14 protein-coding genes are annotated in these 21,449 nt (G+C 38.7%); 13 read left to right on the top strand and 1 reads right to left on the bottom strand.

Annotation, left to right across the window (positions count from 1 at the left end; all coding sequences use genetic code 11):
* Window positions 1-228 precede the first annotated feature (228 nt).
* The 13 genes from H5159_RS04240 (at window position 229) to H5159_RS04180 (ending at window position 19,766) form a co-directional block, all read left to right on the top strand.
* Window positions 229-2,118, top strand: a complete 1,890-nt coding sequence (locus tag H5159_RS04240) for a methyl-accepting chemotaxis protein (protein WP_182779782.1) — start codon at window positions 229-231, stop codon at window positions 2,116-2,118.
* A gap of 12 nt (window positions 2,119-2,130) precedes the next feature.
* Window positions 2,131-3,213: a GGDEF domain-containing protein gene (locus H5159_RS04235; protein ID WP_182779781.1), complete on the top strand. Its 1,083-nt coding sequence runs from the start codon at window positions 2,131-2,133 to the stop codon at window positions 3,211-3,213.
* Window positions 3,214-3,226: 13 nt separating this feature from the next.
* Window positions 3,227-3,841 carry a DsbA family protein gene (locus H5159_RS04230; RefSeq protein ID WP_024594646.1) on the top strand — a complete coding sequence of 205 codons (615 nt, stop codon included), beginning with the start codon at window positions 3,227-3,229 and terminating at the stop codon, window positions 3,839-3,841.
* Between the two features lie 251 nt (window positions 3,842-4,092).
* Window positions 4,093-4,845, top strand: a complete 753-nt coding sequence (locus tag H5159_RS04225; RefSeq protein WP_182779780.1) for a DUF3450 domain-containing protein — start codon at window positions 4,093-4,095, stop codon at window positions 4,843-4,845.
* Window positions 4,846-4,855: 10 nt separating this feature from the next.
* Entirely contained in the window at window positions 4,856-6,223 is a 1,368-nt protein-coding gene (locus tag H5159_RS04220; RefSeq protein WP_165723865.1) for a MotA/TolQ/ExbB proton channel family protein, read from the top strand.
* A 3-nt stretch (window positions 6,224-6,226) separates the two neighbouring features.
* Window positions 6,227-6,754 (top strand): MotA/TolQ/ExbB proton channel family protein, encoded by a 528-nt coding sequence (locus H5159_RS04215; protein WP_010552929.1) that lies wholly within the window; start codon window positions 6,227-6,229, stop codon window positions 6,752-6,754.
* A gap of 53 nt (window positions 6,755-6,807) precedes the next feature.
* Window positions 6,808-7,221 carry a biopolymer transporter ExbD gene (locus H5159_RS04210; protein ID WP_004334764.1) on the top strand — a complete coding sequence of 138 codons (414 nt, stop codon included), beginning with the start codon at window positions 6,808-6,810 and terminating at the stop codon, window positions 7,219-7,221.
* Window positions 7,222-7,233: 12 nt separating this feature from the next.
* Entirely contained in the window at window positions 7,234-7,839 is a 606-nt protein-coding gene (locus tag H5159_RS04205) for an energy transducer TonB (RefSeq protein WP_024597386.1), read from the top strand.
* A 44-nt stretch (window positions 7,840-7,883) separates the two neighbouring features.
* Window positions 7,884-9,212: a lipopolysaccharide assembly protein LapB gene (locus H5159_RS04200; protein WP_182720330.1), complete on the top strand. Its 1,329-nt coding sequence runs from the start codon at window positions 7,884-7,886 to the stop codon at window positions 9,210-9,212.
* A gap of 296 nt (window positions 9,213-9,508) precedes the next feature.
* Entirely contained in the window at window positions 9,509-13,597 is a 4,089-nt protein-coding gene (locus tag H5159_RS04195) for a hypothetical protein (RefSeq protein WP_182779779.1), read from the top strand.
* Between the two features lie 63 nt (window positions 13,598-13,660).
* A complete protein-coding gene (locus tag H5159_RS04190) occupies window positions 13,661-16,357 on the top strand; it encodes a TonB-dependent receptor domain-containing protein (RefSeq protein WP_182692812.1) in 2,697 nt (898 codons plus the stop codon).
* A gap of 203 nt (window positions 16,358-16,560) precedes the next feature.
* Complete coding sequence (asd, locus tag H5159_RS04185; RefSeq protein ID WP_004334779.1) at window positions 16,561-17,700, top strand: aspartate-semialdehyde dehydrogenase; 1,140 nt, start codon at window positions 16,561-16,563, stop codon at window positions 17,698-17,700.
* Window positions 17,701-17,876: 176 nt separating this feature from the next.
* A complete protein-coding gene (locus tag H5159_RS04180; RefSeq protein WP_220496426.1) occupies window positions 17,877-19,766 on the top strand; it encodes a bifunctional diguanylate cyclase/phosphodiesterase in 1,890 nt (629 codons plus the stop codon).
* A gap of 151 nt (window positions 19,767-19,917) precedes the next feature.
* Here the strand turns inward: H5159_RS04180 and H5159_RS04175 are convergent, their stop codons facing one another.
* Complete coding sequence (locus H5159_RS04175) at window positions 19,918-21,078, bottom strand: GGDEF domain-containing protein (protein ID WP_165723860.1); 1,161 nt, start codon at window positions 21,076-21,078, stop codon at window positions 19,918-19,920.
* Between the last annotated feature and the right edge of the window lie 371 nt (window positions 21,079-21,449).

Below are 21,449 nucleotides of genomic sequence, written 5' to 3'. Positions count from 1 at the left end.
TATTCAGTCACTTATAAAGTTACATTTAATGGGAACGTTCCACAAGCTATAAATCTAGTCATTAATTAATTTAATATTAGCCAGTTATCCACAAAAGCCTTTTTTTTACAATCCTTTATTCTTATTTTTCATCAATAACCTAACTGTAAGTCTCTTTTACTAAGACATTTAGCTAAATTTTTGCTAAAACAGTAAGGCTAATAACGATAAATAATAAAAAGGATGTATATGCTTAACTCGTTGAAATTTACTTCCAAAGTGACTATTGCAGCCTCCTTAATTTTGGTTTTGGTGCTAGGGTTATTTACTTTTAATAACTACATTGCGATGCGCAAGCAAACCGAGCAGCAGTTAAGTTTGGTATTGCAACAAAATTCCGAATCTGTTTCACAAAATATAGCGAGTTGGTTAAATGCAAAGTTGGCGATTGTTATATCAATTGCTAAAACCCATAAAGCTAATGATTCTAAAGCACTCACCCTTTCACAATTAAATACAGCAGAGCTTGCTGGAAGCTTTAAAAATACGTATATAGGTAAATCCACCGGCACGTTTATATTAAACGATCAATCAGTCGTTTTACCTGCAGATTTTGATGCGACTTCTCGCCCTTGGTATAAATTAGTCGAAAACAAATCAAATACCGCTTTTACAACTCCTTATATTGATGTGACTACTAACGAGCTTACAATTTCAGCGGTAGTACCCATACTCCAAAATGGCCAGTTTAGCGGCGTTGCAGGTGCCGATATTGATATGCAGACCGTGACAAAAATTATCAACGATATTGACTTTTTAGGACTTGGTTATGGTTTTTTACTCGATAACAAAGGCCAAGTGTTAAGCCATCCAAATGCTCAGTTAAACTTAAAAAATACATCAGACATCTTTGGCACCAATACGCCTTTACAAAGTGAGTTTACCCAGTACGAGATAAACGGAGAGTCTAAGCTTATTTCGTTTACAAAAATTAGTGGTATTAAAAACGTAGATTGGTACCTAGGTGTTGTTATAGACAAAGATAAAGCGTATGCCAGTGTCTCTAATTTTGGCCAAACCGCAGCTGTTTTTATGGTGATAGGAATTATCACTATTATAATTATGATGCAGCTTTTATTACGCTATTTAATGCAGCCAATGAATCGTTTAAACGATGCTATTAAAGATATAGCACAAGGTGAGGGCGATTTAACAAGGCGTTTAACCGTTGAAAACGACGATGAATTTGGCGATTTAAGCTATTCATTTAATATTTTCATCGAAAAAATTCAGCATTCAATAGAACAAGTAAAAGAGTCTACAAAGCAATTAGATACAGCTATTGAGAGCTTGGTATCACAAACACATTCTTCGCTGTCTATGTATGATGATCAAAGTAAACGAACCGATAGTGTTGCAGCGGCTATCAACCAGTTTTCAGCTACATCAATGGATATCTCAAGTAATGCAGAGAGTGCATCGCAGCTTGCTAAAAATGCAGATGAACATTCAACACAAAACCAAGAAGCATTAAGCCACAGTGTTACAACTATCCACCAGCTCTCGGGTAAAATGGAAAAAGCTCAGCAAACTATAAACAGTTTAAATACGCATACAGCCAGTATTGGCCAAGTGCTTGAAGTTATTAAAGGTGTAAGCGAGCAGACTAATTTATTGGCACTTAATGCCGCAATTGAGGCCGCTAGAGCAGGAGAGGCGGGACGCGGTTTTGCCGTTGTAGCAGATGAAGTTCGCCAATTAGCGCACCGCACTCAACAGTCAACGCAAGAGATTGAAGACACGGTTAGTCAGTTGCAAAAAGGCTCAAACCTTGCTGTAGAGCTTATGAAAACAAGCCTTGAAGGCAGTGAAAAAAGCGTGCAACAAGCCGATGCTGTTGGCAATTTAATGAGCCATGTTATACAAGCGATTCAACAAATTAACGATGCAAATCACTCTGTGGCCACTGCAACAGACGAACAAAACCAAGTTGTTAAGTTATTAGATACAGATATTCAAACAATTAATTCGCTTTGTATACAAGGCAAGGCCAACTTAAATGACACGCTTGACGAATGTACCAAACTAAAACAACAGTTTAGTGCTTTAGAAAATATGGTTCAAAAGTTTAAAGTATAAAGTATAAAATTAATGACTAAAAAAAATGTGAATAAACCAAATTGGCTCAGTCTAATAAATATCGACAGTGTTTATAGCTCAGACATGCAACGCAAAGCGTTTTCCTTATTTACCATGATTGGGATTTCAATTGTGTTGATCGCAGTATTAGTGTTTTTTAATTATAAGCTTTATTCGCCACTACTGACCGCTTCATTAATTATCGTTAACATTACAAATATAAGCTGTTCTATCTATTTTATAAAAACGGGTAATCTGCAAGTTGTGGCATTAATAAGTATGAGCATTGTGTGCATGATGTTTGTTGCACTTGTTTATACCGGCGGTAAAGATAATACCGCGCTATATTGGCTAATGTTTTATCCTGTCGTAACGTTTGCATCTTTAGGGGTTAGATTAGGTGCTTGGTTAGGCTGTACCTTACTGTTTTCTTGTATTGTTATTTTATACGGCCCTGACTTTGGTCAAGTTAGCTATGGCAACGTAGAAAAAACACGTTTTATAGCGTCCTTTTCTATGGTGTTTTTATTCTCATTTATTGGTGAGTATTTTAGGCATAAAAGCCACATGGCTATTGCCGATATTACGCTAGAGCAAAAACAAGATGCTTATACTGACCCCCTTACTGGCATAGCAAATAGGCGTTTTATTACCTCTCATTTTTTAAAGCTTGCTCAAACACGCCCAGAGCAGTACTTACCTTTTTCAATTTTGTTAATTGATTTAGATAATTTTAAATCTTTAAACGATACGCATGGCCACGATTTTGGTGATACGGTATTGATAGAATTTACCAAACTTCTTGAGTCTCAGTTTTTGGCAACTGCGTTAAAGGCCCGTTATGGCGGTGAAGAGTTTGTTGTTATTTTACCGAAGCTCACAGCCTCTGCAGCCTCTGTAATTGCGAACAAATTTCGAGAAGCCGTGGCAGGGCATATTATATTTACTGATGACAAGCAGCGTATTTCAATCACCTGTAGCATTGGTATTTCCCAAGTAAATAAAGTAACTGATTATGATGATTCGTTAAAGCAAGCTGATGAAGCTCTTTATAGTGCAAAGGCTGCTGGTCGTAATAGTGTCGTCTCAAACTAGTTGAAGGATTAATATGTCTCAAAGTAAGTTAATATATGTTCATGACCCAATGTGTAGTTGGTGTTGGGGTTACTCACCAACCTGGCTTAAGCTAAAATCAGAGCTTGCTGGTAAAGTGGCAATAGAATATAAAGTAGGTGGTCTTGCTCCCGATAGCCAAGACCCAATGCCACAAAATATGAAAGAGATGCTTGAGGGCACTTGGCATAAAATTTCAGCTCAGCTAGGTACGCAATTTAATTATAACTTTTGGCGCAATTGCCAGCCAAGGCGTTCAACGTATCCCGCATGCAGAGCTGCACTTATAGCGCGTAAAGCGGGTAAAGAAGCTCAAATGGTGGCTGCTATCCAACACGCTTATTACCTAAACGCACAAAACCCGTCTGATGAAAGTACATTAATTAGTTTGGCTGAAAAAATTGGCTTAAATAAAGATGAGTTTTCGGCGCAGCTAGCGTCAAGCGAGCTTAATGATGAATTTAAAGCTGAGTTATCCTTTGTTCGCACTTTACCAATTCAAGGTTTTCCCTCACTAGTGCTTATTAAAGATAATAAAGCTTACCCTATAGAAATTAATTATACCGATTGGCACTATTCTCTTAATCAAATTAATTCAATTTTGGATTAACCACCTTCTTGCATCTTCTTAATAGGGGGTATTTGGCCAGCAAGTACCCTTATTGGCGTTAAAACCTCCTTGTAAGTCTTAATTGTTACCATTGTCATAAAAGCGACTTTTTTGCGCAACATCCTTGTCATGTTTCATCTATAAACTCCTGCTCATTGAATTATTAAGTCATAAATTATTTATATAACAAAGTTTATGACCTAAAAAAACAAACTAGCAAATCCGCTAACTAACGAGTAAAGGTGTATGCGATGAAAGGCGTTAAACCATTAATCTTAGCTGGTATTGTGGCCGCAAGTGCAGCAGTACACGCAAACGATTTAGATAAGGTTATTGATAAAAGCAGTGAAATTAATAAATCAGCTGCGCAATCACAAACAAAAATAGACAAGATTGCAGATTCAATGCAAGGACGTTTACAGCAATTTAAAACCCTCAATAAAGAGATTGATGGTTTAGCTGTATACAACGCCCAGCTAACTAAACAATTAAATAATCAAATAGAAGAGATGGAATCTTTAAACCTGTCAATGGATCAGGTTTCTATTATTGAACGTCAAATTACGCCGCTAATGCTTAGAATGATTGAAGGTCTTGAGCAGTTTGTATCTTTAGATATTCCATTTTTAGCTGATGAGCGCACTAAGCGCGTTACGTCTTTAAAAGAAATGATGAATCGTGCTGATATTAACTCAAGTGAAAAATTTCGACGTGTACTTGAAGCGTATCAAGTAGAAGTTGACTACGGGCGCACTATTGAAGCTTATACCGCACTTTTAAATGTGGATGACAAAGAGCGTGAAGTTGATTTTTTACGCATTGGCCGTTTAGAGCTTATTTACCTAACACGCGATGGCAAAAAAGCAGGTAGTTGGAATGCAGATACAAAATCATTTGAAGTATTACCAGACTCTACAATAAGCCAAATTAATAAAGGTTTACGCATTGCGCGTAAACAACTTGCCCCAGATATGTTAACTCTGCCAGTACATGCAGCAGAATAAGAGGTTGAAAATGAAATTGTTTACTCAAATGACAAAAATAGCTCTTTTTGCTGCAAGCCTAAGCATTACTGGTGCAAGTATAGCGGCAGAGCCAATGAACTTAGATTCATTACTTAAAACGCTCGAAAATGGTAAATCAGCTCAAAGCGAGCAAAATAAACAACGTGAACAAGAGTTTGCTGCTCGCCAAAACGAGCAAGTACAAACACTTAAAAATACCCAAGCAAAGCGCAATCAAATGCTGGTGGAATCTGAACGTCTAGAAACGCAATTTGAAGAAAACGAAGTAAAACTTGCTAACTTAACAGACACGCTTTCTAAACGCATGGGTTCGCTTAAAGAGTTGTTTGGCGTTCTTCAACAAGTTGCAGGGGATTCTAGTAATAAGTTTGCGACATCAATAGTATCTGCTCAGATTGATGGACGCAGTACGTTTATGGATGACCTTGCTCAAAAGATGGGCTCAACTTCAAAACTTGCGTCAATAGAAGATATTGAAAAAGTATGGTTTGAATTACAACGCGAAATGACCGAGCAAGGTAAAGTAAGTCGTTTTAACGCAAGTGTTATTGTTGAAGGCGGTACTAAAGCACAGCAAGAAGTTGTGCGAGTGGGCGCATTTAACCTCGTATCAAACGGTAAGTATTTAGAGTTTAACTCCTCGACTAATTCTTTGAGTGAATTAACTCGCCAACCTGTATCGCGCTTTACTGCAACAGCAGAAGAGCTACAAAGCACTAAAAGTGGCGTGGTGCAATTTGCACTTGACCCAACAGGCGGCTCTATTCTTGGTTTATTAGTACAAGCACCTGATACACAAGAACGTGTTCATCAAGGTGGCACAGTGGGTTATGTGATTTTAGGCGTAGGTGTTATTGCACTTCTTATATCACTTGAGCGTTTTTTCTCACTATTGATTATGGGCGGTAAAATTCGTCGCCAGCTTAAAGATACAGTTGCACGTGATGACAATCCGCTTGGACGCGTAATGAAAGTAAAAGATCAATTTCCAAGTGTTTCACACGACACACTGGAGCTTAAACTAAGTGAAGCTATTTTACGTGAAATGCCAAAAGTGACGCGTAATTTAACACTTATCAAAATCATCTCTGTTGTTGCGCCGCTACTAGGTTTATTAGGTACGGTAACCGGCATGATCAATACATTCCAAGCAATCACCTTATTTGGTACTGGGGATCCTAAGCTTATGGCGGGTGGTATTTCTCAAGCGCTAGTAACAACGGTATTGGGCTTAGTGGTCGCCATACCAACGGTATTTTTATACACCTTACTTAATACGCGCGCTAAAAATATCTTGTTAACTATTCAAGAGCAGAGCGCCGGTATTATTGCAGAGCGAAGCGAGAAAGGAGCATAAACCATGGTGCTATTGATTGATTCAATCAATGCTATCCGTGATTTTCTCGACACTGGTGGCCAAGTTCTCTTGGTCATCGGGGTGTTAATCTTCGCGATGTGGTTATTGATACTCGAGCGATTTATTTACTTTTTTAATGGTTTTAGAAGCTATAAACACGCTCTTAAAGCCAATTGGATTAACCGTGCAGAACGTGATAGCTGGAATGCAGAGCAAATACGCGAAGCTATGATATCGCGAGCTGGTATGCGCTTAAACACCAATCTTTCTTTGATTAACGTGATGGTTGCTTTGTGCCCGCTACTTGGTTTGTTAGGCACGGTGACGGGCATGATAGAAGTGTTTGATGTAATGGCAATTACCGGCACAGGTAGTGCGCGCTCAATGGCATCAGGGGTATCAAAAGCAACTATCCCGACAATGGCAGGCATGGTAGGTGCGTTATCTGGGGTATTTGCCTCAACGTATTTACAACGAAAAGCTAAGCGCGAAGTAGAACTACTACAAGACAGCATGGTTTTAGACCATTAAGCAAAATTTTGATAAGCGGCTTATATAAAGCCACTTATCCTAGGAGAATAAAAATGAGAGCCCCGTTAGGAAACCTATTTCAAGAAGACGAAGCTGAAGAAATAAACATGACCCCAATGTTAGACGTTGTATTTATCATGCTTATTTTCTTTATTGTAACTGCCTCTTTTGTTAAAGAAGCCGGTATTGATGTAAACCGCCCAGAAGCCGCAACAGCTGTTAAAAAAGAGCGTGCTAATATTTTAGTGGCTATTTCTGATACAGGCGAGATTTGGATTAATAAACGTCAAATTGATGTACGCGCAGTACAAGCCAATATCGAGCGTTTAAAAGCAGAAAATCCACAAGGTAGCGTTGTGATTCAAGCAGATAAAAAAGCCACTACCGAAATGTTAATAAAGGTGATGGATGCCTCGCGCGCGGCGGGCGCATTTGATGTATCAATTGCCGCACAAGATGCGTCTTAAGGGCTAGTTATGTTGCGATATTTAGTTGCATTAGTGATAGCCGGTGTAGTGACCTTTATGTTGTTTTTAGGCATGCAGGCACTGATCACTGGCGGTGAAGGCGCTATGACGGATCCGGTAAAGGGTAACGTACTTGATTTTGTTCGCTTGAAAAAAGAAGAAACCGTACAAAAAAAAGAGCGTAAGCCACAAAAGCCACCAACACCAAAAGAGCCGCCACCACCAATGGAATCACCGCAAATGCAAAATAGTGATGCTACAGCAAATGCTAACAACTTTGACTTTGGTGCCAATGTAGATGCGGATGTAAATTTAGCCGGCGGGTTAGCACTTGAAACAAGTGATGGTGAATACTTACCGATTGTAAAGGTGGCCCCAGTTTATCCGCGCCGTGCGTTATCACGTGGCATAGAAGGCTACGTGATTGTTGAATTTACAGTAACTAAACAAGGCACTGTACGCGACCCACAAGTAGTAAAAGCAGAGCCTGAGTCACTTTTTGATAGAGCTGCGATGGATGCAGCCCTTAAATTTAAATATAAACCGCGCGTAGTAAACGGTGAAGCCGTTGAAGTTGCGGGTGTTCAGAACAAAATATCTTTCCAAATTAGCGGTTAATTAGTAATTAACCACGAGTAAACGGACAGAAATGCGAGGCGATTATGAAATTACTACCTACAGCTAAACTTTTAAAGTTAACACTATTTTGTACCGCTGCGATCAGTACAAGTATTGTTACACCAAGTGCTCTAAGCCTAATTCCAGGGCTACATGTAGCTACGGCATATGCAGAGCAAGAACAAAAAACGAAACGTGTACCAGCACTACGTGAAAAGGTTTATAGCCAGCTTGCTCGTGCCCAAAAACTTGCAGACGATGGTGATGTTAAAGGTGGACTTGAAGCGCTTGATAGCATTCAAGAGCGAGCTGCAAGCATGAACTCGTACGAAGTGGCAATGATGCATAACTTTTACGGGTTTATTTATTACAACGAAAACGACTTACCAAAAGCGATTGCCTCGTTTGAAAAAGTGGTAGCTGAGGAAGCCATTCCTGAGTCACTTCGTTTAAGCACTACATTTAGCTTGGCTCAACTGGCTATGGCTAATAGTGATTACACTAAAGTTATCTCTTTTTTAGATGATTGGGACAGTATTAACACTCAGCCTAAAACAGAAGGCTACTACTTGTTAAGGGCTCAAACATACTATCAGTTAAAAGATTATAAAAAAGGGCTTGAGTACATATCTCAAGTGATTGCTTTAAGCGACAGCGAAGGCAAAATCCCTAAGGAAAACTGGTTAGTACTACAGCGTGCAATGTATTACTCGCTTAATCAAACTGACAAAGTTGTTGAAGTGCTTGAGCGCATGGTAAAGCTTTATAATAAGCCTGAGTATTGGGTGCAGTTATCGGGTATGTATGGTGAAACAGGTAGGGAAAAACAACAGTTGGCGGTAATTGAAGCCGCTTACCAGCAAGGATTTTTAACCTCTAAATCTGATTTACGCCAATTAGCGCAAGTGTATTTATACAATGGTTTAGCGTTTAAAGCTGCAAAAGTGATGAGCGATGCCATTGATAAAGATATTGCTGAAAAAACAGCAAAAAACTACGCTTTTGTTGCCGAGGCGATGATCCAAGCTAAAGAAGATGAAAAATCTATTACCTACTTTGCAAAAGCTGCTGATTTATCTGAGCACGGTAAATACGATCAACGTTTAGCCGAAGTATTTGTAAATACAGAGCAATATGAAGAAGCCGCCGATGCAGCGCGTAAAGCACTTGATAAAGGTGGCCTTGATTTTGAATCAAATGCATTTGTTGCACTGGGTATGGCGCAGTACAACATGCAAAATTTTGATGCATCAATTTTAGCGTTTGAGCAGGCAGAAAAACATAAAAAATCTCAGCGTTTAGCACAGCAGTGGATCAAATATGTAAAGCGCGAAAAAGTGCATGCAGAAACACTTAGAACAGCTTTACTGTAAATTTTAAAGCGCTTTACTAATTAACAAGTAACGCGTGTAAAACCAGTTCATAATCGCAACACTAAAACCGCCTCAGGGCGGTTTTTATCGTCTCTAAAAGCATCCAATTGCTTGATTTTAAATAAGTTACTTTTGTCATCTTATGGTTATTAAACTGTAACTACTTTGTCATAAGTCTCCCGTATTGTAACCGCAGCTAGACTCAAGTGACCTTAAAGCATTATTTAAGTGTTTTATGGTGACTTGAGTTTATTTGAGCACCTAAAAAATAATTAAATACTTTAACGGAGTGAACAATGAAATTATCTGACTTATTCAAAGTAAGTTTGATTGCAACTGCAGTATCTTTAGCTGGTTGTGGTGGAGACTTAGTAGTATCTGAAGGCGACACAACTATTAATGAAGGTGATACAGTAACTAACGTTATTGAAGGCGGTGACGATACAAGTGGTGAAACGTCATCACGTGATGATTCACAAAATGCTACCACTGGCTTTCCTACTGATATTGATAATGCACTAACTCAAGGTTTAGCAACTGATGTTTCTAGTGAGTTTACATCTATTACAGATAAGCCCGTATATCGCTTAGCTGCAGATACCGTGTTCACTACTGATGTATCGTTAACAAACGACGCACACTGGATCTTAAATGGCCGTACTGCGGTTGGTAATGATCGCGCAGATAACGCCAAGCTTTATATTCAGCAAGGTACAACGATTATTGGCGAAACAGGAGATGACTTCCTAGTTGTTCGTCGCGGTTCACAAATTGAATCGGTAGGGACTGTAAGTCAGCCCATTACAATGACCTCAATTCAAGATGTTACAGCTCAAGAAACAACGATTGGTCAGTGGGGCGGTTTAGTATTATTAGGTAACGCGCCAGCAAATTCTTGCGGCGACCAAGAAGGTGAAGCAACAGCTGATGAACTTGCTAATTGTGGTGTGTCGGCTGAAGGTGATGCAGGTCAGTTTGGTGGCGATATCAGTGATGATAATTCAGGTACTTTAAAGTATGTACTTGTTAAGCAAGCCGGTAAAACGTTAGGTAATGGTGATGAGTTAAATGGTATTACGTTTGCCGGTGTTGGTTCTGCAACTACGGTTGATTATATTCAAGTACATGAAAATCTTGATGATGGTATAGAGTTCTTTGGTGGCACAGTTAATGTAAGCAATGTTGTACTTACAAATATTGGTGACGATTCGCTAGATTGGTCTTTTGGTTGGACGGGCTCAGCCACAAACGTTTATATTCAGCAAGCGGCTAACGTAGGCGATAACGCTATCGAAGCTGATAACTCTGAATTTGATTCAAGTGCAACACCATTAACACTACCTACTATTTCAAACGTTACAATTGTGGGTGCTGAGGGCAATAACGGCATTCGTTTACGTGCGGGTACTGCTGGGGTTCTTAAAAATGTATTTGTAACGGGCCCAGCTACTTATGAAAACTGCTTACGTGTAGGCTCGGATTCAGTACCTCGTGCAGAGGATGGCACACTTACGATTACAAACTCTATAGTTGCTTGTCAAACTGCAGCGAATAACTTTGGCAGCGAAGTTATTAACGGTGGCGATGTACAATCTTGGTTTGAAGGCCAAGACGCTAACCAAACACTTACCCCAGCTGATTTAATGCTAGATGACAACGGTTATACACCTCTTGCTGGCTCGCCGCTTATTGCAAATACGCAAGTTGGTGCATTTGATAGCTCAACTAATTGGATGGAAGGTTGGACTGTTGGTATTAATGGTGGCTTCCCTACTGATATTGATAATGCGCTATCACAAGGTTTAGCCTCAGACGTATCTAGCGAATTTCCGGAAATTACAGATAAGCCAGTATATCGCTTAGCTGAAGATACAACGTTTACAGCGGATGTAACACTTACAAATGACGCACATTGGATTTTAAATGGCCGTACAGCAGTAGGTAATGACCGTGCAGACGCTACAACACTTTATGTTCAAGCCGGCACGACATTAATTGGTGAATCAGGTGATGACTTTTTAGTTGTTCGTCGTGGTTCGCAAATTAACGCAAATGGTAATGCAACTGCACCTATTACAATGACATCTATTGAAGATGTAACAGGCGCTGAAACAACAATTGGTCAATGGGGCGGTTTAGTACTTTTAGGTAATGCTCCTGCTAACTCGTGTGGCGATCAAACTGGCGAAACGACGGCTGAAGAACTTGCTAACTGTGGTGTATCTGCAGAAGGTGATGCAGGGCAATTTGGTGGCGATATTAGCGATGATAACTCAGGTGTTCTTCGTTATATTGTTGTTAAGCACGCAGGTAAAACTCTTGGTAACGGCGATGAGCTTAATGGTATTTCGTTTGCGGGTGTAGGCTCTGCAACAAAAGTAGAATATATCCAAGTTCATCAAAATCTTGATGATGGCGTTGAGTTTTTTGGTGGTACTGTAAATGTTCGTAACATAGTACTTACTGACATTGGTGATGATGCATTTGATTGGTCGTTTGGTTGGACAGGTCGTGCGCAAAATATTTATATTCAACAAAGTGCTGTTGGTGGTGATAACGCTATTGAAGCGGATAACTCAGAATTTGATTCAAATGCTACACCTTTAACAAAGCCACTAATTTCTAACGTAACAATTGTAGGTGCTGATGGTACTAACGGTGTTCGTTTACGTGCAGGTACAGCGGGCGTTCTACGTAATGTAGTAATTACAGGACCTGAAGGTTACTCAAACTGTTTACGTGTGGGTTCTGACTCTGTAGCAAATGCAGAATCTGGTGAGCTTTCTATTGAAAACTCAGTAGTGGCATGTAGTGAAGATAATAACTTTGGTAGTGAAGCAATTGGTGGTGGTAATGTTCAATCTTGGTTTGAAGGCCAAACAGGTAACCAAACGCTGACAGCTGCTGGCCTTAGTTTAGCAACCGATGGCTTTACACCTAAATCTAGCTCACCATTATTAGGTTCGGGTGTTGATTCGTCAGACCTTGATTCGTTCTTTACTAAAACAGATTATATTGGTGCGTTTGATGGCGATAATAACTGGATGGATGGTTGGACAGTCGCTATAACGCCAAGTTTTCCTGATGATATTCAAAACGCCTTAGAGCAGGGTTTTGCTACTGATGTATCAGCGAGCTTTCCTGAAATCACAGACAAGCCAGTTTATCAGTTAACTTCTGATGTTGTATTTACATCTGATGTAACACTGACTAACGATGCACATTGGATTTTAAAAGGACGTACAGCCGTTGGTAATGACCGCGCTGACAACACAACACTTTATGTTCAGTTTGGTACAACGTTAATTGGTGAGTCGGGTGATGACTTTTTAGTTGTTCGCCGTGGTTCTAAAATAGAGGCCGTGGGCAGTGCAACTCAGCCAATTACTATGACGTCTATTGAAGATGTTACTGGTGGCGAAACGACTATTGGTCAATGGGGCGGTTTAGTGCTTTTAGGTAATGCACCGGCTAACTCGTGTGGCGATCAAGAAGGCGAAGCTACCGCTGATGAGCTTGCAAACTGTGGTGTGTCTGCTGAAGGTGATGCTGGCCAATTTGGTGGTAATGACCCAGAAGATAACTCAGGTACTTTAAAATACGTAGCAGTTAAACAAGCAGGTAAAACGCTAGGTAACGGAGATGAGTTAAACGGCATTACGCTTGCTGGTGTTGGTAGTCAAACAGAGCTTGATTACATTCACGTTCATGAAAACCTGGACGATGGTGTTGAATTTTTCGGTGGTACTGCAAACATCAGTCACCTTGTTTTAACTAATATTGGTGATGACTCACTAGATTGGTCATTTGGTTGGACGGGTAAAGCGCAATACGTACTTATCAAGCAAGCCGAATCAACAGGTGATAATGCAATTGAGGCGGATAACTCTGAGTTTGATTCAAGTGCAACACCACTCACAATGCCTACAATTTCTAATGTTACTATTATTGGTAATGTAGGGGTTAACGGTATACGTCTACGTGCAGGCACTGCGGGTATGCTTAAAAACGTGGTTGTGACAGGTGGGGCAGATTATTCAAATTGTTTACGTGTAGGTTCAGATTCAGCTCCTCGCGCAGAGGATGGTACATTAACTGTTACTCACTCAGTTGTTGCATGTGAAACGGCAAATAACTTTGGTACGCAAGCAATTGGTACTGGTAATGTTGAGTCTTGGTTCTTAGGCCAAACAGGTAACTCTGTGCAAGCAGCCACAGACCTTGGTTTAGCAGATAACGGATATATGCCTTCGGCTGAGTCATTACTGCTAGGTAATGGTTTTGATTCTTCAAGCCTAGATAGTTACTTTGATTCAGTAGATTACATTGGTGCAATGGATGCACAAACAGACTGGACAGCAGGTTGGGTTAAGGTAGGTCTTTAATCCTCTCTACTAAAAGCCGGACGAAAGTCCGGCTAATGTCTTGTTTTGTTTCGGAGTATAAAAATGAAATCTTTTAAACCCTCTTCTCTTGTTCTTTGTAAACTAAATTGCGCAGTTATGGCTGCAATTATGGGGCTATCAGTAAACACAGCTATAGCAGCCGAAGCCGAAGAGCAAGAAATAGAAGAAGTTGTTGCTGTAGGGCAACGATTAAAAGGTAGTGCAGGCGCAGTACTACAAGAGCGTCAAAATCAGGCATTTGTTGCTGATATTATGGGTGCTGATCAAATATCACGCACAGGTGATGGCGATGCAGCTTCAGCGCTTCGTCGTGTGACTGGTTTAACCTTAGTCGATGGTAAATATATTTATGTACGTGGTTTGGGTGAACGTTATTCAAGTACCCAACTTAATAGCATGTATGTGCCAAGCCCAGATCCCACTCGATCAGTTGTTCCACTGGATTTATTTCCATCGGATATTATTGAAAGCTTAAGTGTGCAGAAATCGTTTTCTCCTGATATGCCAGCGCACTTTGGTGGTGGTAATGTAAATATACGCACCAAATCTATTCCTTCTGATTTTTTGTTTAAAATACAGTTAGGTACTTCATATAACACCTCTAACAGTGACACCGGTTATTTTTACAGTGGTGGTGATGATGATTGGATGGGGCGCGATGATGGTACACGTGCTTTACCTTCATTAATTTCTACAGCGCTTAAAAGTGATGCAGGACTTGAAGGTGACAGCAGTACTTCGCTTGAGCAGCGTCAAGCGCTCTTACAATCTCTAGATTGGCAAGTTGGACCTACTGAGAAAGACGTTGATCCAGGCATGAATTTTTCAGTAGCACTAGGTGATAGGTTTGAGTCTGAAGTAGGTACTTTTGGCGTTCTAGCCGCTGTTTCCTATGACAATGAATGGGAAGTAGTTAAAGAGCAAAGCGGTACAAATTTAGGTAGTTTGGGCTGCGAAGACAAATGTTTTGCACAAACTTATGATGGCATATCTACTGAACAAACCGTTCGTTGGAGTGGCACATTAAATTTAGGTTATGAATTTAATAATAACCATAAATTTGAACTAACGAATATAGCGCTTCATGATATGAGTGACAGAGTGCGTAATCGTGACTTTTTCGATGCTAACGAGTCAGAAGAAGGTGTTACTGAGTTACGCCGTGTTGACGTTATGTATGAAGAGCGTGAAATGTTCTCTACGCAGCTCAAAGGGACGCATAACTTTCCTGAATTAGAAAATTTATTTTTTGATTGGTATGCAGGTACAAGCCGCGCCAACAGAGATGCTCCTGGCGCATTGGATGTTGTTTTTCAAACTAACTTAAATGATGGTGTATTTGAATCAGAGCAGTTACAAGATGTTGCTGCAACAAACGTAACACGTGATTATCAAACTTTGCATGATGACGTAGATACATATGGTTGGAATATGGGCATCCCGTTTTATGGTGATGGCTATGAGTTAGAGCTTAAGGTGGGTGGCGATTTTTCTGAAAAAAAACGTGATGCAAGTAATATTCAATTTGGTATTACGCACCGTGGTATAACAGATGAATATACATTTGGCTCAAACATAGACCAAATTTTTTCTGACGAAAATTTAGCTAATAGTGAGTTTTATACAAGTATTACAGGCTCTGGTATTTTTGATGATGGTACCGCAGATGGTGATAAGTACAGCGCTGCACATAAGTTAGACGCTTATTATTTTATGGCCGACTTTTTCTACGAAAACACATGGCGTATAACCGGTGGTATTCGTTGGGAAGACTTTTCTCAAATATCAGTCCCTTTTCAGGCTCATACTAATTTCTTTGATGGAACAATTGAAGAAGTGAGCGAAGTTGCAATAAAAGAAGATAACTTTTTTCCTTCTTTAGCAATTACTTATATTATGGATGAAGAAATGCAGTTTCGCTTAAACTTAAGTGAAACGACGATTCGCCCAGATATGCGTGATGTAAGCTCAACTTATTATGTTGACCCACTAACAGAGTTTTTAGTGCGAGGCTCGCCTACACTTCAAAGCTCTAAGCTAAAAAATGCTGACTTTAGGTTTGAGTGGTACATGCCTTCAGGAAACAATCTATCAGTTGCTTTGTTTTATAAAGATATTGAAAACCCAATTGAAATGGTTGAGTTAGCGGGTGTTGGTGGAGCTGCTCCGCAATTACTAACAGCAAATGCGCAGTCGGGTGAACTAACAGGTATTGAGGTAGACTTTTTAACTGACTTTAGTTTTATTCATAATGATTTATCTGCCATATTTTTATCAGGTAACGTTACTCTATCGGATTCAAGTGTTGAGCTTGGCATAAACGATGCTGATGGGGTTGATTCATTATTTGAACAACAACTAAAAGAGGCGTTGGAAGCTGACTCTGTTTCTAACATTGTTACTAATAATAAACGTCGTTTAGTTGGTCATTCTGAATGGGTAGCAAACTTACAAATGGGTTATGACTCTGCTGATGGTTTTCATTCTACCTCAGTTGTTTATAACGTGTTTGGGCCGCGCATAATCGTACCAGGTACGCGTGGTAACGAAGACGCAGAAGAAAAGTCATTTCATTCTCTTGATTTAGTTTATTCTTACTTCCCTAACTTTAATACTAAAGTTAATTTTAAAGTTAAAAATATACTTGGCCAAGAAAAAGAAATTGAACAAGAAAACTTAACACTTTGGCGTCAAGAAGAAGGCACTGAGTTTAGTTTAAGCTTTAGCTACGAGTTTTAATTTTCTACCCAAGGAAGGGGGATATAATAAAACCTAATTACCTATTAGCCCTGTATTTAATACAGGGCTTTTTTATGACTATGAAAAATATTTAAGTTCTACTTTATTCACTAGTTTTAGCGCGCTGGTGGTGTTATTTTGACGTTAATGAAAATTAAATCTCACGCAATGAATTTAATTTTTAATGTATTAAGGCATCTTTTATGAATCAAACAGTGGAACAAACAATGAAAAAAGTAGGATTAGTCGGTTGGCGTGGCATGGTTGGCTCTGTGTTATTAGAACGTATGCAGCAGCAAAGTGATTTTGCCCATATCGACACCACCTTTTTCACCACCTCACAAGCGGGTCAACTAGGCCCTGATATAGCAGGCGACGCAAAACCATTGCTAGATGCAAGTGACATTAGCGAACTTGCTAAAATGGATATTATTGTTACTTGCCAAGGCGGTGACTACACCAATGCGGTATATCCAAAATTACGCGAGTCGGGTTGGGATGGTTACTGGATTGATGCAGCTTCAGCACTGCGTATGAGTGAGGACAGCATAATAGTGCTAGATCCCGTAAACAAAGATGTTATTGAACAAGGCTTAGAGCAAGGCGTTAAAACGTTTGTTGGCGGTAACTGTACAGTATCGCTAATGCTACTTGCATTAGGCGGTTTATTTGAGCAAGACCTAATTGAATGGGTAAGCCCAATGACTTACCAAGCAGCCTCTGGTGCTGGTGCACGAAATATGAAAGAGCTTATTGCACAAATGGGCGCTATTCATGCAAGTGTTGCCGAGCAATTAGATAACCCAAGCTCTGCTATTTTAGAAATTGATAAAATAGTCAGTGAAACAATGGCTTCAAAAGACTTACCACAAGACCAATTTGGTGTGCCATTAGCGGGCAGTTTAATCCCGTGGATTGACGTACCTATGCCAAGCGGTCAGTCTAAAGAAGAGTGGAAAGCGCAAGTAGAAGCCAACAAAATTTTAGGCTCTTCTAAGCAACCAGTGCCAATTGATGGTTTATGTGTTCGTATTGGCGCTATGCGTTGTCATTCGCAAGCGATGACCATTAAATTACGTGAAGATATTAGCGTAGAAAAAATTGAAGAAATTTTAGCGTCTCATAATGAGTGGGTTAAGGTAATTCCAAACGAGCGTGAAATTAGTGCCACAGATTTAACACCGGTTAAAGTAACGGGCACTTTAAGCATTCCTGTTGGCCGTATTCGTAAATTAGCGATGGGACCAAAATACATTAGCGCATTTACAGTAGGCGATCAGCTTTTATGGGGCGCGGCAGAGCCACTTCGTCGTATGCTACGCATAATTGTTGATGGTGAGTGATAAGTAATCAACATTAACAAAAAGGGGTTGGCAATTTGCCAGCCCTTTTTAGTTTAATGGCTTATAAAACCGCTTAAGAGGTTCAAATAATACTTTTTTATGAATGTTCACTGTTGTTTATTATTGAACTTAAGTAAACTGTTTACATTGTGCAACAGCCTATTCAAGTAACATTGATGACCTCTCACATAAATAACTTTGCCAATAAGCGATTAGCATTTGTTAGCTCCTATTTTAGTTCTGCAATTGCTATAAACACGGTTGTTTCTTGTTTTCTTATTTTTAGTAGTATTAACCACAGCGCCTCGCAAGAAAAACTTTACTGGCTTTTTACGTTATCATTTATTTCATTACTTCGAATAGCGAGCCATGTATTTGTTAACAACACCCATGCTTTTAAATATCACCTGTATTTTATAGGTTTATTATTAACGGCTTTAACATGGGCTGCTTTTCCTATTTTGTTTTATGAAAAAATGCAAATGCAGGAGAAGTTTATATCACTCGTTGTTTTTAGCTCCCTTGCTGGTGGCGGTGTAAATGTTTTAGCATCCGATATTCGCTCTTCATTGTCGTATATAACCTGTTTATTGGTTCCTTTTAGTATTTTATTACTTTTACAGCCTATTGAAGATGAGAATGTACTAGGTATTTTAGGGCTCGTTTTATGGTTTATTTTATGCTTTGTCACTGCTGTACGTACTGCAAAAGATGTAAAATTATCAATTAATAATGAACTTAAGTTAGATCAATTTATTGAAAACTTAGAAAATGAAGTGCAACTTCGCACCGAGCAAATAATCCTTTTAGAGCAAAAAGATAACCTAACTAAATTGTTTAACAGGGGGAGCTTTGTTTCTAATGTTGAACTTGATTTAGCCAATCAAAATGATGATATTAAAGCTGTTTTATTTTTAGATATGGATGACTTTAAAATCATCAACGATAAATACGGTCACGATTTTGGTGATTTTGTGCTGGCTCAAACAGGTAAACGATTAGTTGAAACACAAACCCAAGGCGACTTTATTGCTTGTCGATGGGGAGGTGATGAGTTTATTTTTTATTCTCGCACTAACACCGAAGACGAACTTTTTGACTGTGTTTTTAGATTAGTTAAAACCTTAACTAAAACAGTAAGCATGGACAGCTATCAAGTAAATCCCTCTTTTAAGGTTGGGCTGTATTTTACGCGCGAAAATTTTAATCTTGAAGACGCGATTAAATACGCTGATGTTGCTATGTATGAAGGTAAGAAAAGCCGTAACGAAATATCGGTATTTGACGAGCGAATGCATGAATCGCTTAAAAGAGAAGAAGTACTTCGCAGCTCAATTAAAGAGTGCGTAGAAAAAGGTGACTTTCATCTTTGTTATCAACCCATTGTTGATATAAGCACAAATGAAATAACCACGTTTGAAGTATTACTTCGTTGGCAATTTAATGATGAATTTATCCCCCCTTCAGAATTTATAGATATTGCAGAGCGATATGGAAAAATTAATATATTAGGTGAGTTTGTACTAGAGCAAGCCATTGCGAGTTTAAGTAAGTTAAATGCGGTGAATAGTAAGATTGGATTGTCGATTAATGTGTCTGTCTTGCAACTAGAAAACCATAATTTTTTAGATTTTTTAGTTGCGCTTTTAAATAGATACGCAGTTAAACCATACAATGTGCATTTAGAAATAACAGAAACAGTCATGATTAAAAATTTACCGTATTTGTCAAAAGTGATTACGGCCATAAAAAATACCGGTGTACGTATCTCTATTGATGATTTTGGTACCGGGTTTTCTTCTATATCGGTTTTAAAAGAGCTGTCAGTTGATTACATTAAAATGGATAAATCTTATATTGATAACATTTGTGAATGCTCAAAAGATAAAAGTATTGTATCTGCGGTAACTAACATGTCGCATATGATAGGTTGCCAAGTAATAGCGGAGGGCGTAGAAAGCCCAGCTCAGTTAACGTTATTACAAAGCTTACAAATTGATAAGTATCAAGGTTTCATATTCAGTAAACCAGTTAGATTTGCCGACGCGCTTAAACTTATTAGTTAGAGCGCTGACTTTTTCACAAAGTTTGTTTATGTAGGGATGATCCAACAGTGCCGTGCGTTTTGCTTAGCGTTTTCATCATGCTTTGTACATAATCCTGCTACTGAAAAATCAGTCGCTAAAGGTCAATACCCCTAGTAATAATGAACTTTTATTAACTTAATGTATTCACATGAGCCACCTGATTACGCCCTTCATTCTTGGCATGGTAGAGTGCTTTATCTGCTTCATTTATTGCACTCTCAATTGTCGTTTTATTACATTTAATATTTATTACGCCAAAACTTGCCGTTACATTAATTACTTTATCGTTAAAATGAATTGGGTAACTGGCCAGTGCACTTCTTAGTTTTTCGGGAAGATCTTTAGCTGACGATTCGTCGTTTCTTGCTATTAATAAAGCAAATTCTTCGCCGCCAATGCGGCCAAATAAATCACATGGGTTTATGCAGTTTTGCATTATTTTTGCAGCTTCTACTAAAACTAAATCACCACCTGCATGTCCAAATTCATCGTTTATTTTTTTAAATTTATCTATATCCCAATAAATTAAGCTGACGTAGTTATAATTATTAAGTTTATCTTTTAGTTGCTCTTGGCTTTTATTATAGAATCCACGCCTATTTAAGCAGCCTGTAAGTTCGTCGCTCATTGCAAGATGGTTCATTTTTTCAGCTAAATCTGATGCCATCATAAATATTATGAATACGGCCATGCCTACATGTGCAGTAGGGACAGTAATAAAATTAATTAATGTATACAGCGCTATATATTCTTCATTTACTTGGCTGCCTTGCAGTAACGCTATGCTTGCTGCAACAAATAAAAGTAATCCACATAGCGTATAAGTAATACTAGCGCCTATTTCGGCAGGAAGTGATTTTTGTTTATGCCTGAAAATAATAACTGCATTGAGTACAAGTAAAATCACATCATAATACACATACAAGGACATAAATAAGCCAACATGCACATATATAGCTGTAAAATAATAGACAGCAGCAAGAGTAACTATTGCTGAGATAATTAAATAGCGAATTTTTATACCCGAGTTTACCCTAATGCAATGCCCCCACGTACCTAGCAGTACTGAACCTACAGAGAAGCTACTTCCTAACATCCAATATAATGTGTTTGAGTTAAATAATGGTTCTGCCAACATTGTTGCCCATTGGCATGCAGAGAATGCAAATGCGATTGTCCAAAGCATGGCATATTGCTTTTTACCTAACGTATACCACGACATTAAAAATATGACAGACCAAATAATACTGGTGAAAAAGAGGGTAACTAATATATAAAAAATAGGATTCATGTATTTTTATTCTTGTTTGCGTTAATTTTACTTTAGTAGATGAAAGCGGTTTATTCGACCTAACGCCGGTTATTAGTTAGCTAAATTGTAAATAGATATGTATGCAATCATTTCTTAAGTTGTGTATTTGAATAGTGGTATATCCCTTGCTGTAATAACTGTTGTTTAGAGCTTTAAGCTTATATGACTTTGCTTTGTTTATAATTTTATTCCTAACAGGTATTTAAATTACAATTATTAGTAATTTTTACACGTTTATTTATTTGCTTAATTAAAGAATTCAGCTAGGGCTTATTTATTCTTCTAGGTTAAATTTGTAGCTGTACGTTTAGGTTTTAGGTAAAGCAGAGTTTATGTTGTGTGGCTATCTT

The organism is Pseudoalteromonas sp. SG43-1 (assembly GCF_014164415.1).
Lineage (GTDB): Bacteria > Pseudomonadota > Gammaproteobacteria > Enterobacterales > Alteromonadaceae > Pseudoalteromonas > Pseudoalteromonas distincta.
The sequence above is the reverse complement of the archived record's forward strand: the minus strand, read 5'-3'. Positions and strand labels throughout refer to the sequence as shown.

What these genes read in the sequence shown, in the direction of transcription:
- H5159_RS04240 (WP_182779782.1), top strand. Translation starts at nt 229, where the DNA reads ATGCTTAACTCGTTGAAATTTACTTCCAAAGTGACTATTGCAGCCTCC.
- H5159_RS04235 (WP_182779781.1), top strand. Translation starts at nt 2,131, where the DNA reads ATGACTAAAAAAAATGTGAATAAACCAAATTGGCTCAGTCTAATAAAT.
- H5159_RS04230 (WP_024594646.1), top strand. Translation starts at nt 3,227, where the DNA reads ATGTCTCAAAGTAAGTTAATATATGTTCATGACCCAATGTGTAGTTGG.
- H5159_RS04225 (WP_182779780.1), top strand. Translation starts at nt 4,093, where the DNA reads ATGAAAGGCGTTAAACCATTAATCTTAGCTGGTATTGTGGCCGCAAGT.
- H5159_RS04220 (WP_165723865.1), top strand. Translation starts at nt 4,856, where the DNA reads ATGAAATTGTTTACTCAAATGACAAAAATAGCTCTTTTTGCTGCAAGC.
- H5159_RS04215 (WP_010552929.1), top strand. Translation starts at nt 6,227, where the DNA reads ATGGTGCTATTGATTGATTCAATCAATGCTATCCGTGATTTTCTCGAC.
- H5159_RS04210 (WP_004334764.1), top strand. Translation starts at nt 6,808, where the DNA reads ATGAGAGCCCCGTTAGGAAACCTATTTCAAGAAGACGAAGCTGAAGAA.
- H5159_RS04200 (WP_182720330.1), top strand. Translation starts at nt 7,884, where the DNA reads ATGAAATTACTACCTACAGCTAAACTTTTAAAGTTAACACTATTTTGT.
- H5159_RS04195 (WP_182779779.1), top strand. Translation starts at nt 9,509, where the DNA reads ATGAAATTATCTGACTTATTCAAAGTAAGTTTGATTGCAACTGCAGTA.
- H5159_RS04190 (WP_182692812.1), top strand. Translation starts at nt 13,661, where the DNA reads ATGAAATCTTTTAAACCCTCTTCTCTTGTTCTTTGTAAACTAAATTGC.
- asd (WP_004334779.1), top strand. Translation starts at nt 16,561, where the DNA reads ATGAATCAAACAGTGGAACAAACAATGAAAAAAGTAGGATTAGTCGGT.
- H5159_RS04180 (WP_220496426.1), top strand. Translation starts at nt 17,877, where the DNA reads ATGACCTCTCACATAAATAACTTTGCCAATAAGCGATTAGCATTTGTT.
- H5159_RS04175 (WP_165723860.1), bottom strand. Translation starts at nt 21,078, where the DNA reads ATGAATCCTATTTTTTATATATTAGTTACCCTCTTTTTCACCAGTATT.